15 protein-coding genes are annotated in these 17,135 nt (G+C 72.4%); 7 read left to right on the top strand and 8 right to left on the bottom strand.

Annotation, left to right across the window (positions count from 1 at the left end; genetic code table 11):
* Window positions 1-47: 47 nt before the first annotated feature.
* Window positions 48-455: an ATP-binding protein gene (locus ACIQZN_RS30000; protein WP_404000694.1), complete on the top strand. Its 408-nt coding sequence runs from the start codon at window positions 48-50 to the stop codon at window positions 453-455.
* A gap of 73 nt (window positions 456-528) precedes the next feature.
* Here the strand turns inward: ACIQZN_RS30000 and mfd are convergent, their stop codons facing one another.
* The 4 genes from mfd to ACIQZN_RS29980 form a co-directional block, all read right to left on the bottom strand.
* Window positions 529-4,059: a transcription-repair coupling factor gene (gene mfd, locus ACIQZN_RS29995; protein WP_404000429.1), complete on the bottom strand. Its 3,531-nt coding sequence runs from the start codon at window positions 4,057-4,059 to the stop codon at window positions 529-531.
* A 225-nt stretch (window positions 4,060-4,284) separates the two neighbouring features.
* Window positions 4,285-6,867: an ABC transporter permease gene (locus ACIQZN_RS29990; protein ID WP_404000426.1), complete on the bottom strand. Its 2,583-nt coding sequence runs from the start codon at window positions 6,865-6,867 to the stop codon at window positions 4,285-4,287.
* On the bottom strand, window positions 6,864-7,652 hold the full coding sequence (locus tag ACIQZN_RS29985; RefSeq protein WP_404000423.1) for an ABC transporter ATP-binding protein: 789 nt from the start codon (window positions 7,650-7,652) through the stop codon (window positions 6,864-6,866). Before ACIQZN_RS29985 ends, ACIQZN_RS29990 begins: the two co-directional genes overlap by 4 nt.
* Before the next feature lie 367 nt (window positions 7,653-8,019).
* Window positions 8,020-8,610 (bottom strand): TetR family transcriptional regulator, encoded by a 591-nt coding sequence (locus ACIQZN_RS29980; protein ID WP_404000420.1) that lies wholly within the window; start codon window positions 8,608-8,610, stop codon window positions 8,020-8,022.
* 74 nt (window positions 8,611-8,684) lie between these two features.
* On the opposite strand from ACIQZN_RS29980, the gene ACIQZN_RS29975 reads away from it, so the two are divergent.
* From ACIQZN_RS29975 to ACIQZN_RS29965, 3 genes are read left to right on the top strand one after another with little or no spacing between them, the layout of a single operon-like run.
* Window positions 8,685-9,377: an NAD(P)-dependent oxidoreductase gene (locus ACIQZN_RS29975; protein WP_404000417.1), complete on the top strand. Its 693-nt coding sequence runs from the start codon at window positions 8,685-8,687 to the stop codon at window positions 9,375-9,377.
* Window positions 9,374-9,778 carry a pyridoxamine 5'-phosphate oxidase family protein gene (locus ACIQZN_RS29970; RefSeq protein WP_404000414.1) on the top strand — a complete coding sequence of 135 codons (405 nt, stop codon included), beginning with the start codon at window positions 9,374-9,376 and terminating at the stop codon, window positions 9,776-9,778. The genes ACIQZN_RS29975 and ACIQZN_RS29970 overlap by 4 nt, the downstream gene beginning before the upstream one ends.
* A gap of 35 nt (window positions 9,779-9,813) precedes the next feature.
* Complete coding sequence (locus ACIQZN_RS29965) at window positions 9,814-10,698, top strand: haloalkane dehalogenase (RefSeq protein WP_404000411.1); 885 nt, start codon at window positions 9,814-9,816, stop codon at window positions 10,696-10,698.
* Here the strand turns inward: ACIQZN_RS29965 and ACIQZN_RS29960 are convergent.
* Window positions 10,688-11,581, bottom strand: coding sequence for an aldo/keto reductase (locus tag ACIQZN_RS29960; protein WP_404000408.1), 894 nt, complete (start codon window positions 11,579-11,581; stop codon window positions 10,688-10,690). The genes ACIQZN_RS29965 and ACIQZN_RS29960 overlap by 11 nt on opposite strands.
* A gap of 11 nt (window positions 11,582-11,592) precedes the next feature.
* Complete coding sequence (locus ACIQZN_RS29955) at window positions 11,593-12,525, bottom strand: NAD-dependent epimerase/dehydratase family protein (protein ID WP_404000405.1); 933 nt, start codon at window positions 12,523-12,525, stop codon at window positions 11,593-11,595.
* Between the two features lie 70 nt (window positions 12,526-12,595).
* Here ACIQZN_RS29955 and ACIQZN_RS29950 point away from each other — a divergent pair, with 70 nt between their 5' ends.
* Window positions 12,596-13,504 carry a LysR family transcriptional regulator gene (locus tag ACIQZN_RS29950; protein WP_404000402.1) on the top strand — a complete coding sequence of 303 codons (909 nt, stop codon included), beginning with the start codon at window positions 12,596-12,598 and terminating at the stop codon, window positions 13,502-13,504.
* Window positions 13,505-13,528: 24 nt separating this feature from the next.
* On the opposite strand, the gene ACIQZN_RS29945 is transcribed toward ACIQZN_RS29950, so the two are convergent.
* On the bottom strand, window positions 13,529-14,986 hold the full coding sequence (locus tag ACIQZN_RS29945; protein WP_404000399.1) for an MFS transporter: 1,458 nt from the start codon (window positions 14,984-14,986) through the stop codon (window positions 13,529-13,531).
* Window positions 14,987-15,136: 150 nt separating this feature from the next.
* On the opposite strand from ACIQZN_RS29945, the gene ACIQZN_RS29940 reads away from it, so the two are divergent.
* A complete protein-coding gene (locus ACIQZN_RS29940; RefSeq protein WP_404000691.1) occupies window positions 15,137-15,592 on the top strand; it encodes a MarR family winged helix-turn-helix transcriptional regulator in 456 nt (151 codons plus the stop codon).
* A gap of 36 nt (window positions 15,593-15,628) precedes the next feature.
* Here ACIQZN_RS29940 and ACIQZN_RS29935 read toward each other — a convergent pair whose 3' ends face one another.
* The gene (locus ACIQZN_RS29935) at window positions 15,629-16,603 is read right to left on the bottom strand and encodes a cellulose-binding protein (protein WP_404000397.1); all 975 of its coding nucleotides are present in this window, start codon (window positions 16,601-16,603) and stop codon (window positions 15,629-15,631) included.
* 344 nt (window positions 16,604-16,947) lie between these two features.
* Here ACIQZN_RS29935 and ACIQZN_RS29930 point away from each other — a divergent pair.
* On the top strand, window positions 16,948-17,135 hold a 188-nt coding region (locus tag ACIQZN_RS29930; RefSeq protein WP_404000394.1), incomplete at its 3' end, for a helix-turn-helix domain-containing protein.

Below are 17,135 nucleotides of genomic sequence, written 5' to 3'. Positions count from 1 at the left end.
GTCGCTCTCCTCCGCAGCTCCCACCGACATGACACCCAGCGTGCCTCATCTCCAGACGGGAGGCGCAGCCGCATCGCCACCAAAGACGCACCTCTGTCGGTGCCTCACGCGAATTCGTTACCGGCCTCCTCGCCGAGTGGCAGCTTCACACCTTGATCGAGGACATAAGGCTGTGCGTCTCGGAACTCGCCACCAACGCATTGCTGCACGGCGTCCCGCCAGGCCGGGAGTTCAGCGTCGCCCTCCACCGGGTCGAGGACCAGGTACGACTGGAAGTCCGCGACAGCGGGCCCGGTCAGCCCAACGTCCAGCAGGCCGCCGACGACGCCTGCTCCGGACGCGGCCTGCACCTCGTGCGGGCACTCGCCGACGACTTCGGAGTCGATGACCACGTCGTCGGCAAAACCGTGTGGCTGATCTTCAAAACCGCGCCCGCCACGGCACCACTTCCGTGACGGGTGGCGCCACGCTGCACCAGCCCCGGCCGCGCCCCCGGGCGAGCGGCCGGGGCTGATCACCGTACGGCCCTCACGACCCCAGGATCGTCGTAAGGAACTCCCCCGTCCACGCCAGCAGTTCGCGGCCCACCACCGGCTTTCCGCCGATCTTGCCCGTCGTCGGGCGCGGGACCAGGATCTGGTGGACCGCCGGCTTGATGACCGTCTTCGGGTACAGGCGCTTCAGGCGGAGCTCCTGCGACTCGCGCAGCTCCACCGGGGCGAAGCGGATGTTCGGGCCCTGGAGGACGATGTCGCCGACCCCGCACGCGCGCGCCAGCATGCGCAGGCCCGCCACCAGGAGGAGGTTCTCGACCGGCTCCGGGAGCTTGCCGTAGCGGTCGGTCAGTTCCTCGCGGACCGCCTTGATGTCGTCCTCCGAGGACGCCGAGGCGATCGAGCGGTACGCCTGGAGGCGCAGCCGCTCGCCGGGGGCGTAGTCGTGCGGGACGTGCGCGTCGACCGGGAGCTCGATCTTGACCTCCAGCGGCGGTTCCTCCTCCACGCCGCCCTCCAGGGAGGCGCGGTAGTCGGCCACCGCCTCGCCCACCATGCGTACGTACAGGTCGAAGCCGACGCCCGCGATGTGGCCGGACTGCTCGCCGCCGAGGAGGTTGCCCGCGCCGCGGATCTCCAGGTCCTTCATGGCCACGTACATGCCCGCGCCCATCTCGGTGTGCTGGGCGATCGTCGCCAGGCGCTCGTGGGCGGTCTCCGTCAGCGGCTTCTCCGGCGGGTACAGGAAGTACGCGTAACCCCGGTCGCGGCCCCGGCCGACACGGCCGCGCAGCTGGTGCAGCTGGGAGAGGCCGAAGTTGTCGCCGCGCTCGACGATCAGCGTGTTCGCGTTGGAGATGTCGATGCCCGACTCCACGATCGTCGTGGAGACCAGCACGTCGAACTTCTTCTCCCAGAAGTCCACCACGACCTGTTCCAGGGCCTGTTCGGACATCTGGCCATGCGCCGTGGCAATCCGCGCCTCGGGCACGATCTCGCGCAGCCGCGCCGCCGCCCGGTCGATCGACTCGACCCGGTTGTGGATGTAGAACGCCTGGCCCTCACGCAGCAGTTCACGCCGGATCGCGGCGCCGATCTGCTTCTCCTCGTACGGCCCGACGAAGGTCAGGACCGGGTGGCGCTCCTCGGGCGGGGTGGTGATGGTCGACATCTCGCGGATGCCGGTGACCGCCATTTCGAGCGTACGGGGAATGGGCGTCGCGGACATGGTCAGCACGTCGACGTTGGCGCGGAGCTTCTTCAGCTGCTCCTTGTGCTCGACGCCGAACCGCTGCTCCTCGTCCACGATGACGAGGCCCAGGTCCTTGAACTTCGTCTCCGAGGAGAACAGCCGGTGGGTGCCGATGACCAGGTCGACGGCACCGTCCTTCAGCCCCGCGAGCGTCGCCTTGGAGTCGGCCTCGGACTGGAAGCGGCTCAGCGCGCGTACGTTGACGGGGAACTGGGAATAGCGCTCGGTGAACGTGCCGTAGTGCTGCTGCACGAGCAGCGTGGTGGGTACGAGGACGGCGACCTGCTTCCCGTCCTGGACCGCCTTGAACGCGGCGCGGACCGCGATCTCCGTCTTGCCGTACCCCACGTCGCCGCAGATCAACCGGTCCATCGGGACCGACTTCTCCATGTCCTCCTTGACCTCGGCGATCGTCGTCAGCTGGTCGGGCGTCTCCGCGTACGGGAACGCGTCCTCCAGCTCGCGCTGCCAGGGGGTGTCCGGGCCGAAGGTGTGGCCGGGGGCCGCCATCCGGGCCGAGTACAGCTTGATCAGGTCGGCGGCGATCTCCTTGACGGCCTTCTTGGCGCGCGCCTTCGTCTTCGTCCAGTCCGCGCCGCCGAGCCGGTGCAGGGTCGGGGCCTCGCCGCCGACGTACTTGGTGACCTGCTCCAGCTGGTCGGTCGGGATGTACAGCCGGTCGCCGGGCTGCCCGCGCTTGGCGGGGGCGTACTCGACCAGCAGGTATTCGCGCGTCGCCCCCTGCACCGTGCGCTGCACCATCTCGATGTAGCGGCCCACGCCGTGCTGCTCGTGCACGATGTAGTCGCCGGTCTCCAGCGTCAGCGGGTCGATCGTCTTGCGCCGCCGCACCGGCATCCGGCCCAGGTCCTTGGTGGCGGTGCGCTGCCCGGTGAGGTCGGTCTCCGTGAGCACGGCGAGCTTCAGGCCGGGGTGGACGAAGCCGTGGTCGATGGCCCCGCACGAGACGTGGACCACCGACGGGGTGATCTCGTCCAGGTCCGGGTCGAGCCGGGCCGCGATCCCCTCGCCGCCCAGCATCTCGACCGTACGCGAGGCGAGCCCCTGGCCCTCCGTGACGTACACCGTGCGCCAGCCGTCGGCCAGCCGGCCCTTCGTGTCGGCGAACGCCCGCGCGGTGTCCCCCCGGTACATCTCGGGAGCCTGCATGCCCAGCGGCAGCGTGTCGTCGTCCAGCTCGGCGTCGGCGGCGAACGGGGAGATCGACCACCACATCATGTCCAGCTCACGGGCCCGCTCGCGCACGTCCGCGATGCCCCGCAGCGAGGCCGCGCCGACGTCGATCGGGGCCTCGCCGCCGCCCGCCGACGCCGCCCAGGACGCCTGGAGGAACTCCTGGCTGGTCGCGACCAGGTCCGCGGCCCGGGTCCGGACCCGCTCGGGGTCGCAGACGATCGCCATCGCGCCCTTGGGCAGCACGTCGAGCAGGAGCTCCATGTCGTCCACGAGGACCGGCGCGAGGGACTCCATGCCCTCCACCGCGATGCCCTCCGCGATCTTGTCCAGGAGCTCGCCCAGCTCCGGGTGGGCCTCGGCGAGCGCGGCGGCCCGCTCCCGCACCTCGTCCGTCAGCAGGAGCTCACGGCAGGGCGGCGCCCACAGGCCGTGCTCGGCGACCTCCAGGGACCGCTGGTCCGCGATCTTGAAGTACCGGATCTCCTCGACGTCGTCGCCCCAGAACTCCACCCGGAGCGGGTGCTCCTCGGTGGGCGGGAACACGTCCAGGATGCCGCCGCGCACCGCGAACTCGCCACGCTTCTCGACCAGTTCGACCCGGGCGTACGCGGCTGCCGCCAGCGCCTCCACGGTCTCGCCGAGGTCGGCGCTCTGCCCGGTGCGCAGGGCGACGGGTTCCAGGTCCGCGAGCCCCTTGACCTGCGGCTGGAGCACGGACCGGATCGGCGCGACGACGACCGAGACCGGCCCGGTCTCCGGGTCGTCGGCGCGCGGGTGCGCGAGGCGCCGCAGCACGGCGAGCCGGCGGCCCACGGTGTCGGAGCGGGGCGACAGGCGCTCGTGCGGCAGGGTCTCCCAGGACGGGAACTCCGCGATCGTGTCCGGCGGCAGCATGGTGCGCAGCGCGGCCGCCAGGTCCTCCGCCTCCCGGCCGGTCGCGGTGACCGCGAGGACCGTCCGCCCGGCGTCCCGGGCCAGCGCGGCGACGGCGAAGGGCCGCGCGGCGGGCGGGCCCACCAGGTCGATGTGCATCCGGTGGCCGTCACCGGCGGCCTTCACCGCTTCGTCGAGCGCCGGATCACGTACGACGACATCCAGCAGACCGTTCAGGCTCATGAAGGGCTTCCGTCCGGGTGAGAAGAAGGGCTCTGACGGCCGGCTGCCGCCAGGGCGCGCTGCCCCGGGGGCAACGCGAAGGGCCCGACACGTGTGACGGGCCGGGGGTTACTAGCGTACGACTCGGGGGAGAGCGCCGCTTGCGCGGCAGGGCTCGCAGGCCACACGCGCACCGGCCCCGGCCCGCTCCGAGGAGCGGGCCGGGGCCGGGCGCAGCGGGGTGTCTCACCCGTCCGTGGCGATCGCGTTCAGGACGTTCATGCGGCCCGCCCGGAAGGCCGGGACCAGGGCGGCGAACAGTCCGACGAAGGCGGAGGCGACGAACACCGTGATGATGGTCGGCCATGGGATGTCCAGGACGCCCAGGCCCTCCAGGGCCAGCAGCTTCTGGGCCGAGGTGCCCCAGCCCATGCCCAGGCCGAGGCCGAGCAGGGCGCCGAAGAGGGCGATGACGACGGACTCCAGCCGGATCATCCGGCGCATCTGGCGGCGGGAGAGGCCGATGGCGCGCATCAGGCCGATCTCGCGGGTCCGCTCGACCACCGAGAGGGCCAGGGTGTTCACCACACCGAGCACCGCGACGATGATCGCCAGGGCGAGCAGACCGTAGACGACGTTCAGGAGCTGGCCGATCTGGTCCTTCAGGTTCTCCTTGAAGTCGGCCTGATTCCGCACCTTGTACTGCGGGTAGTCCGCGACCGAGCTCTTCAGCGCCGCGTACGCCGCGTCCGCCTGGCCGTCCTTCGCCTTGGCGAACATGATCATGTTCTGCGGCATCTTGTCGGCGGGGACGTACCGCTTGGCGGTCGAGGTGTTCAGGTACATCGCGCCCTGGTCGAGGCTGGTCTCGTCCGAGGTGATCGCGGCGACCTTCAGCTTCGCCGTGTCGCCCGCCGTGAACGCGACGGTGATCATGTCACCGACCTTGACGCGGTGCGCGGTGGCGTACTCCTCGCCGACCGACATGGCGTCCTTGCCGTACGCCTTGTCCAGGTCGCCGGAGACGACCTCGCGGCGCACGTCCTGCGCGTATGTCGGGTCGGCCGCCGTGACGTGCTCGTCCGACGCCTTGCCGTCCGGGCCGGTCAGCTTCGCGCCGAGGACCTTGTAGTGCGTGAGGTGCTCGATGCCCGGGGCGGAGGCCAGGGCCTCGGCGGCCTGCGGGACGATCAGCTGGCCGGGGGCCGAGGACTCCACGATGAAGTCCGCGCCCACCGACTTGTCCAGTTCGTCGGTGGCCGAGGCGACCATGGACGAGCCGACCACGGACAGGCAGGCCACCAGGGCCAGGCCGATCATCAGGGCCGCGCCGGTGGCGCCGGTGCGGCGCGGGTTGCGCAGCGCGTTGCGCTCGGCGAGCCGGCCGACGGGCCCGAAGAACCTCAGCAGGACGGCGCTCAGCGCCCGTACGACGACTCCGGCGAGCAGCGGGCCGATCACGATGAAGCCGACGAGGGTCAGCAGGACGCCCAGGCCGAGGAGGCCGGAGCCGTCGCTCGCCTCGTCCACCCGCGTCGTCGCCCACAGGGCGGCGGCGCCGGCGCCGGTGACCACGAGGCCGAGCCCGGCCCGGACCCAGCCGGACTTGGCGTCCGCCGGGGTGCCGGCGTCGCGCAGGGCGGCCATCGGGGAGACCTTGCCGGCCCGGCGGGCCGGGATGTACGCGGCGAGGACGGTGACGATGATGCCGAGCGCGAGCCCGACGACCGGGGTCGTCCAGGAGATGGTCAGGTCCTCGGTGGACAGCTCCATGCCGACGGCGCCCATGACCTTCATCAGCCCGACGGCGAGTCCGACACCGGCGCCGACGCCGAGGAGGGAGCCGAAGATGCCGAGGAGCACCGCCTCCAGCAGCACCGAGCGGTTGACCTGCTCGCGGCTGGAGCCGATGGCCCGCATCAGGCCGATCTCGCGGGTGCGCTGGGCGACCAGCATCGAGAAGGTGTTGACGATGAGGAAGATGCCGACGAGGAGGGCGATCCCGGCGAAGCCGAGCATCGCGTACTTCATGACGTCGAGGAACGACCCCATGGAGTCCTTGTTCTCGGCGGCGGCCTCGTCCTGCGTCTGGATCTTGTAGGCGCCGGAGCCGTCGAGCGCCCGGGCCACGTTCCGCTTCAACTGGACGTCGCTGACGCCCTGTTCGGCGGTGATGGAGAGGTGCGAGTAGACGCCGGGGGCGCCGAGCAGCGCGCGCTGGGCGGTGGCGGTGTCGAGGTAGACGATGGCCGCGCCCGGGTTGGTCACCTTGAAGGCGACGATGCCGGTGATCTTCCCCTTGAGGTCGCCGGTGGCCGCGATGGTGCGCAGCTCGTCGCCGATCTTCAGGTGGTGCTTCTCGGCGGTGTCGGCGTCGACCATGATCTCGGTCGGGCCGCGCGGGGCGTGGCCGGAGGCGATCTCCATGGACCGCAGGTCGTTCTGCGTCCAGTTGGCGGCGATGGTGGGGGCCCCGGTCTCGGAGCCCATGTTCTCGTTGTGGCGGTCGACCACGGTGACGGAGGAGCTGGAGACACCCCCCTCGGCCTTCTTCACGCCGTCGGCCTTCGCGGCCTCCGCGAGGACGGAGGCGGGCAGCGACTCCGGCTTCCCGTTCTCCGGGACGTCGTCCACCTTGGCCTTCTTCGGGCTCACGGTGACATCGGCGGAGGTGGCGGCGAAGAGCTTGTCGAACGTGGTGTTCATGGTGTCGGTGAAGACGAGCGTGCCGCAGACGAACGCCACCGAGAGCAGGACGGCGACGGCGGAGAGCGCCATGCGTCCCTTGTGCGCGAGGAAGTTGCGCATCGAGGTCTTCCAGACGGTCATGACGTCCGCCCGCGCGCGTCGAAGTCCTTCATGCGGTCCAGCACCTGGTCGGCGGTGGGGTTGAGCATCTCGTCCACGATGCGGCCGTCGGCGAGGTAGAGGACGCGGTCCGCGTAGGAGGCGGCGACCGGGTCGTGGGTGACCATGACGATGGTCTGGCCCAGCTCGTCCACGGACCGGCGCAGGAAGCTCAGGACCTCGGCACCGGCCCGGGAGTCCAGGTTCCCGGTCGGCTCGTCGCCGAAGATGATCTCCGGCCTGGCGGCGAGGGCCCGCGCCACCGCGACGCGCTGCTGCTGACCGCCGGAGAGCTGGGTCGGCCGGTGCTTGAGGCGGCCGGCCAGGCCCACGGTCTCCACGACCTGGTTCAGCCACGCGGCGTCGGGCTTGCGGCCCGCGATGTCCATCGGCAGCGTGATGTTCTCCAGCGCGTTCAGCGTCGGCAGCAGGTTGAACGCCTGGAAGATGAACCCGATGCGGTCGCGCCGGAGCTGGGTGAGCTTCTTGTCCTTGAGCCCGGTGATCTCGGTGTCGGCGACATGGATCTGGCCGGACGTCACGGTGTCGAGGCCGGCCAGGCAGTGCATCAGCGTCGACTTGCCGGAGCCGGACGGGCCCATGATCGCGGTGAACTGCCCGCGGGCGATGTCCACGTCGACGTGGTCGAGCGCGACGACCCGGGTCTCTCCGCTCCCGTACGCCTTGACGACCTGCCGCGCCCGCGCAGCCACGGCCGTACGCCCTCCAGTGCCCCCGTGCCTGGGAATGGTTACAGCCGTTGTCACGGTTTTTCTCCTATGTCGGTCAGCGACGGGTTGTCGCCGTCTGCTGTGAAGTCTGCTGTGGGGAGGGGGTCCGGCGCGCTGGTGCCCAGCGCAGTCTTCCGGTGGGGTTTTCCCCACCCCGTTCCCTGTGGTCCGCCCTTCGGCGGCGCGTGTGCGGTGCGTCTGCGGTGCTTCTGCGGTGCTTCTGCGTGACGTCTGCGGTACGACAACCACGCTACGGAGAGACCCCGCCCCCGCACGTCCTCCACCGGGAGGAACGGCCCCTGGCCCGATGTAAGGAGCTCCCCCTAGGGGGCTGGGCCCCCGGGTGGACCCCGGTCTCAGGGACTGCACCCAGGGGTCCACACCGCGAGGTGGAGCCAGGGGCCTACCGGCGCCGGGGGGCGAGTGCCGCGCGGACGGCCGGGGTGAGGGCTGCGCGGGTCTCGGCCGGGGTGAGGGCGGCCGGGGTGGGGAGGGGGTTCAGATAGCGGGTGTAGATGATCCCGCCGAGCACGGTCACCACGGCGGTGGCGCGGGCGGTCGCGTCCGGGCCGCCGAGAAATTCAACGAGCGGCCCCAGCAGCTCCTGTTCCAGGTATTCGCGGACGACCTCGGCGGCGGTCTCGCCCCGGGTCGAGAGGCGCCGGAAGTCGGCGTCCTCCCACAGGTCCGTCACCGCGTCGATCAGCCGCCCCGGCAGGGTGGCCGGGTCGCCGCCCAGCACCTCGTCCACCGACAGCGCGGTCGCGCACTGGAACTGCATCACGTCCGCGAACAGGCCCTTCTTGGACCCGAAGTGATACGCGATCAGAGCCGGGTCCACCCCGGCCGCACCGGCCACGGCGCGCAGCGTGGTCGCCCGGTAGCCGCGTTCCAGGAACAGCTCACGCGCCGCCACCACGAGCGATTCACGGATCGGCGGATTGCCCCGGGGGCGGCCACGGGTCCGGGCGGGAGCGGCCACGGCGATATTCATCAGCGTTGAGCCTGCGTCGCGTGATCCGCACAGTCAAGGCGTTCCCACCGCATCCCGAAGGAAGCAGCCCCACCATGCGCATCACCTTGTTCGGCGCCACCGGCCCGACCGGGCGCCACCTCACCGAGCAGGCCGTGGCCGCCGGTCACGAGGTCACCGCCGTCGTCCGCCGCCCCGGTTCGCTGCCGGCCCGCCCCGGGGTCACCCCGGCCGTCGCCGACGCCACCGACCCGGCGGCCGTGGACGCGGCGGTCGAAGGGGCGGACGCGGTCCTGTCCGCACTCGGCGCCCGCTTCAGCAAGCAGCCCGTCACCCTGTACTCGGAAAGCGCCGCGGCCATCACCCGGGCCATGAGCCGGCACGGCGTGGGGCGGCTGCTGGTCGTCAGCTCCAGCATCGCCGACCCCGGCTGGCGGCCCACCGGGGCGCACTTCTTCAACCACGTGCTCGACCCGCTGGTGAACCGGCGCCTGGGCCGCACCCTGCACGCGGACATGCACCGCATGGAGGACGTCGTCGGCCGCACGGCCCTCGACTGGACCCTGGTGCGCCCCTCGGGCCTCTTCGAGCACCCCGCCGTCACCGACTACCTCACCGCCCCGTCCAGCGCCGACGGCGTCTTCACGGCCCGCTCCGACCTCGCCGCGAGCATGCTGCGCGAGCTGGAGGAACGACGCCATGTGCGTACGGCCATGGGCGTCGTCACGACCGCCGTGAAGCCGAACATCGCCAAGCTGATCTGGAACGAGGGCGTGAGGAAGAAGTGAGCCCGGACCGCCCCCGGCTCACCCCCGCCGCCCACAACTTCCTCGCCCTCCCGCTGACCGCCACGCTCACCACCCTGCGCCCCGACGGCACCCCGCACGTGGCCCCGGTCCGCTTCACCTTCGACCCGGACACCGGCCTCGCCCGGGTGACCACCCGGGCCTCCGCCCGCAAGGCGCGCCATGTGGCGGCGGGCGGTCCGGCGGCCCGGGTCGCGCTCTGCCAGGCCGACGGCTTCCGCTGGATCACCCTCGAAGGCCGGGCCTCGGTGACCGACGACCCCGTACGCCTGGCGGAGGCGGTACGCCGCTACACCGCCCGGTACGGGGCGGCCCCGCCCGAGGTGCCGGACCTGGCGGTCGTCGAGATCACCGTCGACCGGGCCCTGCACCTCAACGTATGAAATCCACCAACCCGAAAGCGATGTGACGCACCGTCATGTTCACCGTTCCCGTCCTCGGCAGCACCGTCCACTACCGCGAGTCCGGCGACCCCGACGGCCTGCCGTTCGTCTTCCTGCACGGCAATCCGACCTCCTCGCACCTCTGGCGCAACGTCCTGCCGGGGGTGGCCGCGCCCGGCCGCCGGCTGCTGGCCCCCGATCTCATCGGCATGGGCGACTCCGGCAAACCCGGACTCGCCTACTCCTTCGAGGACCACGCCCGGCACCTGGACGCCTGGTTCGACGCGCTCGGCCTGACCGAGGCCGTGCTGATCGGCCACGACTGGGGCGGCGCGCTCGCCTTCGACCGGGCCGCCCGCCTCCCCGGAACCGTCCGGGGGCTCGCCTTCACGGAGACGATCGTCAAGCCGCTCCACGGTGACGAGTTCCCGCCCGCCGGACGCGAGCTGTTCACGCTGCTCCGGACGCCCGGGGTGGGCGAGAGCATGATCCTGGACCGGAACGGGTTCATCGAGGGGCTGCCGGCCACGCTCGCCACCCCGCTCGACCTCGCCGACCTCGACGCCTACCGCCGCCCCTTCCCGACCCCGGAGAGCCGCCGCCCGGTCCTGGCGTGGACGCGGATGATGCCGCTGGACGGTGAGCCGGCCGACGTCGTGGCCCGTATCGAGCGGTACGACGCCTGGCTGGCCGCGAGCCCCGAAGTGCCCAAGCTGCTGGCCGCGTTCGAGCCGGGACCGGGCGCCATGACGGACGCGGCGACCGTGGCCTGGTGCGAGGCGAACATCGCGGGCCTGGAGGTCTCCCGGGGCGGCCTCGCCGGGCACCACACCCCGGAGGACCGGCCTGAGGAGCTGGCCTCGGCGATCTCCGGCTGGGCGGACCGCCACGGGCTCGGGCGCCCGCCGGTCACCGGCTGAGGCGGCCCGCGGCCTCGTCCAGCAGCGCAGACTCCGCCTCGTCCAGGTCGAGTTCGGCCGCGAGCGCCGAGTCCTGGACGGACGCCGGGCGGCTGGCTCCCGGCACGGGGACCATCACCGGCGACCGGGCCAGCAGCCAGGCCAGGGCGACCTGCTGGGGGCCCACTCCGCGCGCGGCGGCGACGCGGTGGAAGGCGGTGCCTTCGGAGACCGGCCCCGACGGGCCGTCGAGCGCGCTGCGGGTGATGCCGCCCAGCGGGCTCCACGGCAGGAAGGCGAGGCCCAGCCGTTCGCTCAACCGGAGTTCGGGCTCACTGTCACGTACGGCGGGCGAGTACTGATTCTGTACGGAGACCAGGCCGGCGCCGAGGATCGCGTGCGCCTCGCCGATCTGCCGGGTGGTGACGTTGGAGATCCCGGCGGCGCGGATCGTTCCGGCGTCGAGCAGCTCGCGCAGCGCGCCGACGGAGTCCGCCCACGGCACCCCGGGGTCCGGCTTGTGCAGCTGGTAGAGGCCGATCGCCTCGACGCCCAGGCGCCCGGCGGACTCCTCGGCGGCCCGCCGCAGGTGCTCTGGGGTGCCGGTGACGGTCCAGCTGCCGTCGCCGGGCCGCCCGCGCCCGCCCTTGGTGGCGACCAGCACGCCGGAGGTGTCACCGCCGTAGCTCCGCAGCGCCCGGGCGACGAGGCACTCGTTGTGGCCCCTCTCGCCGGCGTGCCAGTGGTAGCTGTCGGCGGTGTCGATGAGGGTGACGCCCGCGTCCAGCGCGGCGTGGACGGTGGCCACGGCCCGCCGCTCGTCGGGGCGCCCTTCGATGGAGAGCGGCATGGCCCCGAGCCCGATGGCACTGACCTTCAGCTCTCCGATGGTGCGGTGACGCATGGACGTACTCCTCAGGAGGCGGGGGCGGCGGACGCTTCGGCGACGGCGGCGGGCAGCCAGTCGGCGGTACGGGAGAAGACGAAACCCAGCTCCTTCGCGCGGCGGTTGCTCATGGCGTAGAACCGGTCGAAGGAGAACGGGCCGGTCGGCTCGCCCGGGGCGGCGGTCCGGTGCACGGAGCGCCCGCCGCTCTCCGCCGCGATGACGGCGGTCAGGCCGGTCACGTCGAGCAGGCCGTCGGAGCAGGCGTTCAGCGGACCGGTGAAGCCGGTGGCCGTGGCGGCCCACTGGAGCAGGCCGGCCAGCTCCGCGTAATGGATGAAGACGCTGGGCCGCTCCTCGCGGTGTACGGCGATCTCCTCGCCCCGGCCGACGCGCTCCACGTAGTACGCCAGACGGCCGGTGAACTCCCGCGCACCGCCGCCGAGTACGTGGGCGCTGCGTACGGAGGCGAAGGCGAAGCGGCCCTCCCGGGTGAACACCGCCTCGGCCTGCCGCTTGCCCTCGGCGTAGTGGGCCTCCAGATACGCCTCGTCGTGCCAGGGCAGGTCAGGGCGCACCCGCCAGCCGGCCGGGTCCACCTGTTCCTCGGCCACGGGGATGCCGGGGGCGACGGGCGGCAGCGCGGCCGTCGCCGGGTCGTAGACCTCGATGGTGGAGGTCATGACGTACCGCGCGGTGCGGTCCCCGAAGACGCGGACGGCGCTCGCGGCCTGGACCGGGGTGTAGCAGACCTGGTCGACGACCACGTCGAAGGTGCGGCCGCCGAGCGCGGTGGTGAGGGCGGCCTCGTCGTCGCGGTCCACGACGAGGTGTTCGGCGCCCGGGGGCGGCGGGGCGGAGCCGCGGTTCACGACCGTGACCAAGTGCCCGGCCTCCAGCAGCCGTTCGACCAGGAGCTTCCCGAAGTACCGGCTTCCGCCGATGACGCAGATCCTTTGCATGCCTCCATCCTGGAGACGTACCGTCAGCAGCAGAAGTACCGGCTTACTGAACCCGTATGAAGGAAAACTGTTGATCGATGTGCAGCGGCTCCGCGTGCTGCGGGCCGTGGCCGAGCACGGCAGCTTCAACCGGGCCGCCGCCGCCCTTCGGCTCACCCCCTCCGCCGTCTCCCAGCAGGTGGCCGCCCTGGAGCGCGGCCTCGGCACCCAGGTCGTCTCGCGCAGCACCCGCGGGGTCACCCTGACCCCGGCCGGCCGGATCATGGTCGGGGCCGCCGAGTCGGTCGCCGCCGAACTCGCCCACGCGCGACGGCAGGTGGGTGAACTGGCCACGGGCCGGACCCAGCTCACCGTCGCCACCTTCACCAGCGGGGGCCGGCTGCTGCTGCCCGGCGCCCTCGGCGAACTGGCGGCGGCCCACCCCGGCACGGTCGTCCACATCCGGGAGTACGAGCCCGAGGACAGCCTCCCGCTGGTCCGCCAGGGTGCCGTGGACCTCGCGCTCGCCTACCACTTCGACGGCCCGCTGCCCGGCGGGACGGGGCCGGAGTGGACCGCGCTCATGGACGACCCGCTGCACGTCGTGCTCCCGCGCGACCACCGCCTGGCGTCCCGCGACAGCCTCGACCTCGCCGAACTGGCCGGTGATCCCTGGGTGCTCGGCTGCCTGAAGACGGAGGCGTATCTGCGCCGCCACGCCGGGCGGGCCGGGTTCGCCCCGGACATCCGCGCCACGACGACCGACTACTTCTTCGCCCGCTCGCTCGTCGCCGCGGGCATGGGCGTCTCGCTGATCCCGTCCGTCGCGCTGACCCCGGAGATCCCCGGTCTGCGCACGGTCCCGGTCGGCCACCCCGCCCCGGCACGGCACATCGGCGCCGCGACCCTCGGCCATCCCCGCGCCCGCCTCCAGGTCACCGCCCTGATCCGGGCGCTGCGGAAACAGGCCGCGGCATGGCGGGAGCGGCCCGCCGGCTGACGGACCGCTCCCGGTGCGTACGGTTCAGCCCTTGGCCGTCGCCGTCTCCGGGGCGGCCGGGGCGTCCGCCGTACCGGAGGGTGCGGCGGAGCCCCGTACGGCCGGGATGAAGGCGGAGATCGCGACCGCGATCAGGGCGACGACGCAGCCGAGGACCAGGCCCGTGCGGAAGCCGGACTCGGAGGTGAAGGTGTAGCCGCCCGCCTCGTTGGTCATCTGGGCGAGGACCGCGCCGATCACGGCGGCGCCGACCGAGGTGCCGAGGGCGCGCATCAGGGTGTTGAAGCCGTTCGCGGCGGCGGTCTCGGAGGCCGGGACCGCGCTCATGATCAGGGCGGGCATCGCCCCGTACGCGAGGCCGACACCGCTGCTGCTGACCATGAGGAACAGCATCAGGCCCCAGGCGGAGCCCATCAGCAGGATGCCCAGGCCGTAGGCGGCGGCGATGACGAGGACGCCGGAGATCAGGGTGAACTTCGGGCCGCGGGCGTCGGTGAGCTTCCCGCCGAACGGGGAGACGACCATCATCATGATGCCGCCGGGGGCCATCCACAGACCGGCCTGGAGCATCGTCTGGCCGAGCCCGTAGCCGGTGGCCTCCGGGAACTGGAGCAGCTGGGGCGCGATCAGCATGCCCGCGTACATGCCGAAGCCGACGAAGAGCGACGCGATGTTGGTGATGAGCACCCGGGGGCGGGCGGTGGTACGCAGGTCCACCAGCGGGTCCGTGGTGCGCAGCTCCCAGAGGCCCCAGGCGAGGAGGATCACGACGGCGGCGGCGAACAGGCCGATGGTCGTCGCGGAGGCCCAGCCCCAGTCGGCGCCCTTCGAGACGGCGAGGAGCAGGCAGACCAGGCCGGCCGCGAGGCCGATCGCACCGGGCACGTCGAAGCGCTGCCCCTTGGCGCCCGCCGGGACGTCCGGGATCAGGGCCCAGATCAGCGCGCAGATCGCGACGGCGAGCACGGCCGAGCCCCAGAACAGCACGCGCCAGCTGGCGTACTGCGCGACCGCCGAGGCGATCGGCAGGCCGAGCGCGCCGCCGATCCCGAGCGAGGCGCTGACCAGGGCGATGGACGAGCTCATCTTCTCCGGCGGTACCACGTCCCGCAGCAGGGCGATCCCGAGCGGGACCATGCCCATGCCCATGCCTTGGAGCCCGCGCCCGACGATCATCGGGACGACGGAGGACGAGAGCGCGCAGACCACCGAGCCCGCGATCAGCGGCACCGAGCAGGCGAGCAGCATCCGCCGCTTGCCGAGCAGGTCGCCGAGCCGGCCGGAGACCGGCACACACACCGCGGAGACCAGCAGGGTCACGGTGATGACCCAGGCCGCGTTGGAGGACGAGGTGTCCAGGATGGTGGGCAGTTCCGCGATGAGGGGCGTGACCAGCGTCTGCATGACCGCTGCCACGGTGCCGGCGAAGGCCAGGGTGGCGACGACGGCGCCTGTCCTCGCCGACGGCTTGGGGGCATCCATGAGGGGGGCTCCTTGGGGCGTGGTCCCGCCTGCCGGGACAGCGACATGCATCGTACATGCTCAATGTGTCATACACATTATGTGCCACGTACACACTCCGTGCGAGAATGGGCCGCCGCCCACCAGCAGCAGAAGCAGGAGGCCGTCGCCATGCCCAGGCCCACGGAAGAGGTGGAGTACGAGCAGATGCTGCTCGGCCGCCACAGCCTCGCCGACCACCGCGGCGGACGCCACAAATACGCCCTCCTCGACCGCAGCGCGTACATCCTGCTGAGCCGGCTGCGCGTCCAGGGCCCCATGTCCAACGGCGAGCTCAGCGACGCCTTCGGCCTCGACGCCTCCACCCTCAACCGCCAGACCGCCGCCGTGGCCCGCGCCGGACTCGCCGAACGCATCCCGGACCCCGACGGCGGCATGGCCCGCAAGTTCCGCATCACCGACGAGGGCGCCCGACTCCTGGACGCGGAGCGCGACCGCGTCGTGCGCTCACTGGACCAGGTCATGCACGACTGGCCCGACGAGGACATCGCGGCCTTCGCCGGCTACCTCAAACGCTTCAACAGCGGCATCGAACAGCTCTCCTGCCGCCCCTGGCCCCGGCCCTGAGGACCCGTCAGCCGCGCGCCTGCTCCTGCGTGACCGTCAGCCCCGGGCCCGCTCCTGCGCGGGCACCTGCACCGCGTCCTCCTGCGAGGGTTCCGGCGCGGGCTCCGGTTCCCGCGCGGGCTCCGGCGCCGGGGACACCCGGCCCGTCAGCGCCGCCAGCGAACTGCGCACGTGGGCCATGTGGGCCTGGACCTCCTCGCGGCCCTCCTCGTGCTCCCGCAGGATGCGCTCGGTCTCGCGCACCACCCGCTCCTCGCGCACCCGCGCACGCGCGATCAGCTCGGCCGCCCGCGCCTCCGCGTCCTCCTGACCGTGCCGCGCGGCCTCCTCCGCCTCCGCCCGGGCCCGGCGCGCGGCGGCCAGGTGCGCCTCCGCGCGCTCCATCAGCCCGGCGTGCTCCGCCGCCTGCGCCTCCTCGGCGTCCGCGAGCTCCCGCTCCGCCGCCTTCTGCCGCTCGGCGTGCTCCTGCTCCTGGTGCGCCAGCACGCTCGCCGTACGGCTGCGGGTCGCCGCCATCGCGGACTCCGCCTGCTCGCGCAGCCCCGCGGCCTCCGTACGCGCCGCCTCCAGCGCCTCACCGGCCGCCGCCTCCGCCGCGCCCACCAGCTCACCGGCCGCGCTCTCCGCCGCCGCCCGGACCGCCTCCGCGTCCGCGCGCGCCGCGTCCCGCAGGGCCCGCGCCGCCGCGTCCGCCTCGTCCCGGAGCGCCTGCGCCGCCTCGCGCGCCGCGCCCAGGAGCGCCCCGGCCTCCTCCTCCGCCAGCGCCAGGATGTGCCGCGCCCGCTCCCCCAGCGGCCCGTAGTCCGGCGGGGCCAGCCGCGCCACGACCTCGTCCAGCCGGGCCGACTCCGCCGCCAGCTCCTCCGCGAGCCCCGTCAGCCGGGCCACCCGGTCCACGGCCCCGTCCCGCTCGGCCGACAGCTCCGCCACGAAGCGGTCCACCTGCTCCGGACGGTACCCACGTCCCCGTACACCGACGAACCCGTACGCGGACCCCGGTGCAGAACTCATCCCTGACGCCTCTTTCCGATCATCCCGGCTGCGCTGCTCCGGCCATCGAGCATTACGTCAAGGATGCGGCAATTGGTCGGGAAGTCTGAATCGATGCGGCGCTTTCCGGACGGAAGCGACCGGCATCACATACGGCAAAGGCGTGGTGCCCGGCCCCCCGAAAGGGACCGGGCACCACGCCTAGGGCCTGCCTGACCATTCGCGTCGTCCGGCAGACGGGAATGGTCAGACAGGCCCTAGCTGTATTGATCACGAGCGTTGTTAACGCTGGCAGGTCTTGATCATGGCGAAGACCTCCGGTGTGGTGGAGGTGTCTAGGCTCCACACCACGCACGGAGGTCTTCGTGCCCCACCGTAATGCCCGGCTGACCGTTCACGGCAGGCGGATTCTCATCGAGCGTGTCCTGTCCGGGCGTCCGGTCGCGCACGTCGCCGCAGAGATGGGGATATCCCGGCCCACAGCCCACAAATGGGTTCGTCGCTGGCAGACCGAAGGCGATGCAGGACTCCACGATCGTTCCAGCAGGCCACG

It is taken from the genome of Streptomyces sp. NPDC097595, from assembly GCF_044761525.1.
GTDB classification, from domain to species: Bacteria; Actinomycetota; Actinomycetes; order Streptomycetales; family Streptomycetaceae; genus Streptomyces; species Streptomyces drozdowiczii_A.
This window is presented reverse-complemented; position numbering and strand designations above follow the sequence as displayed.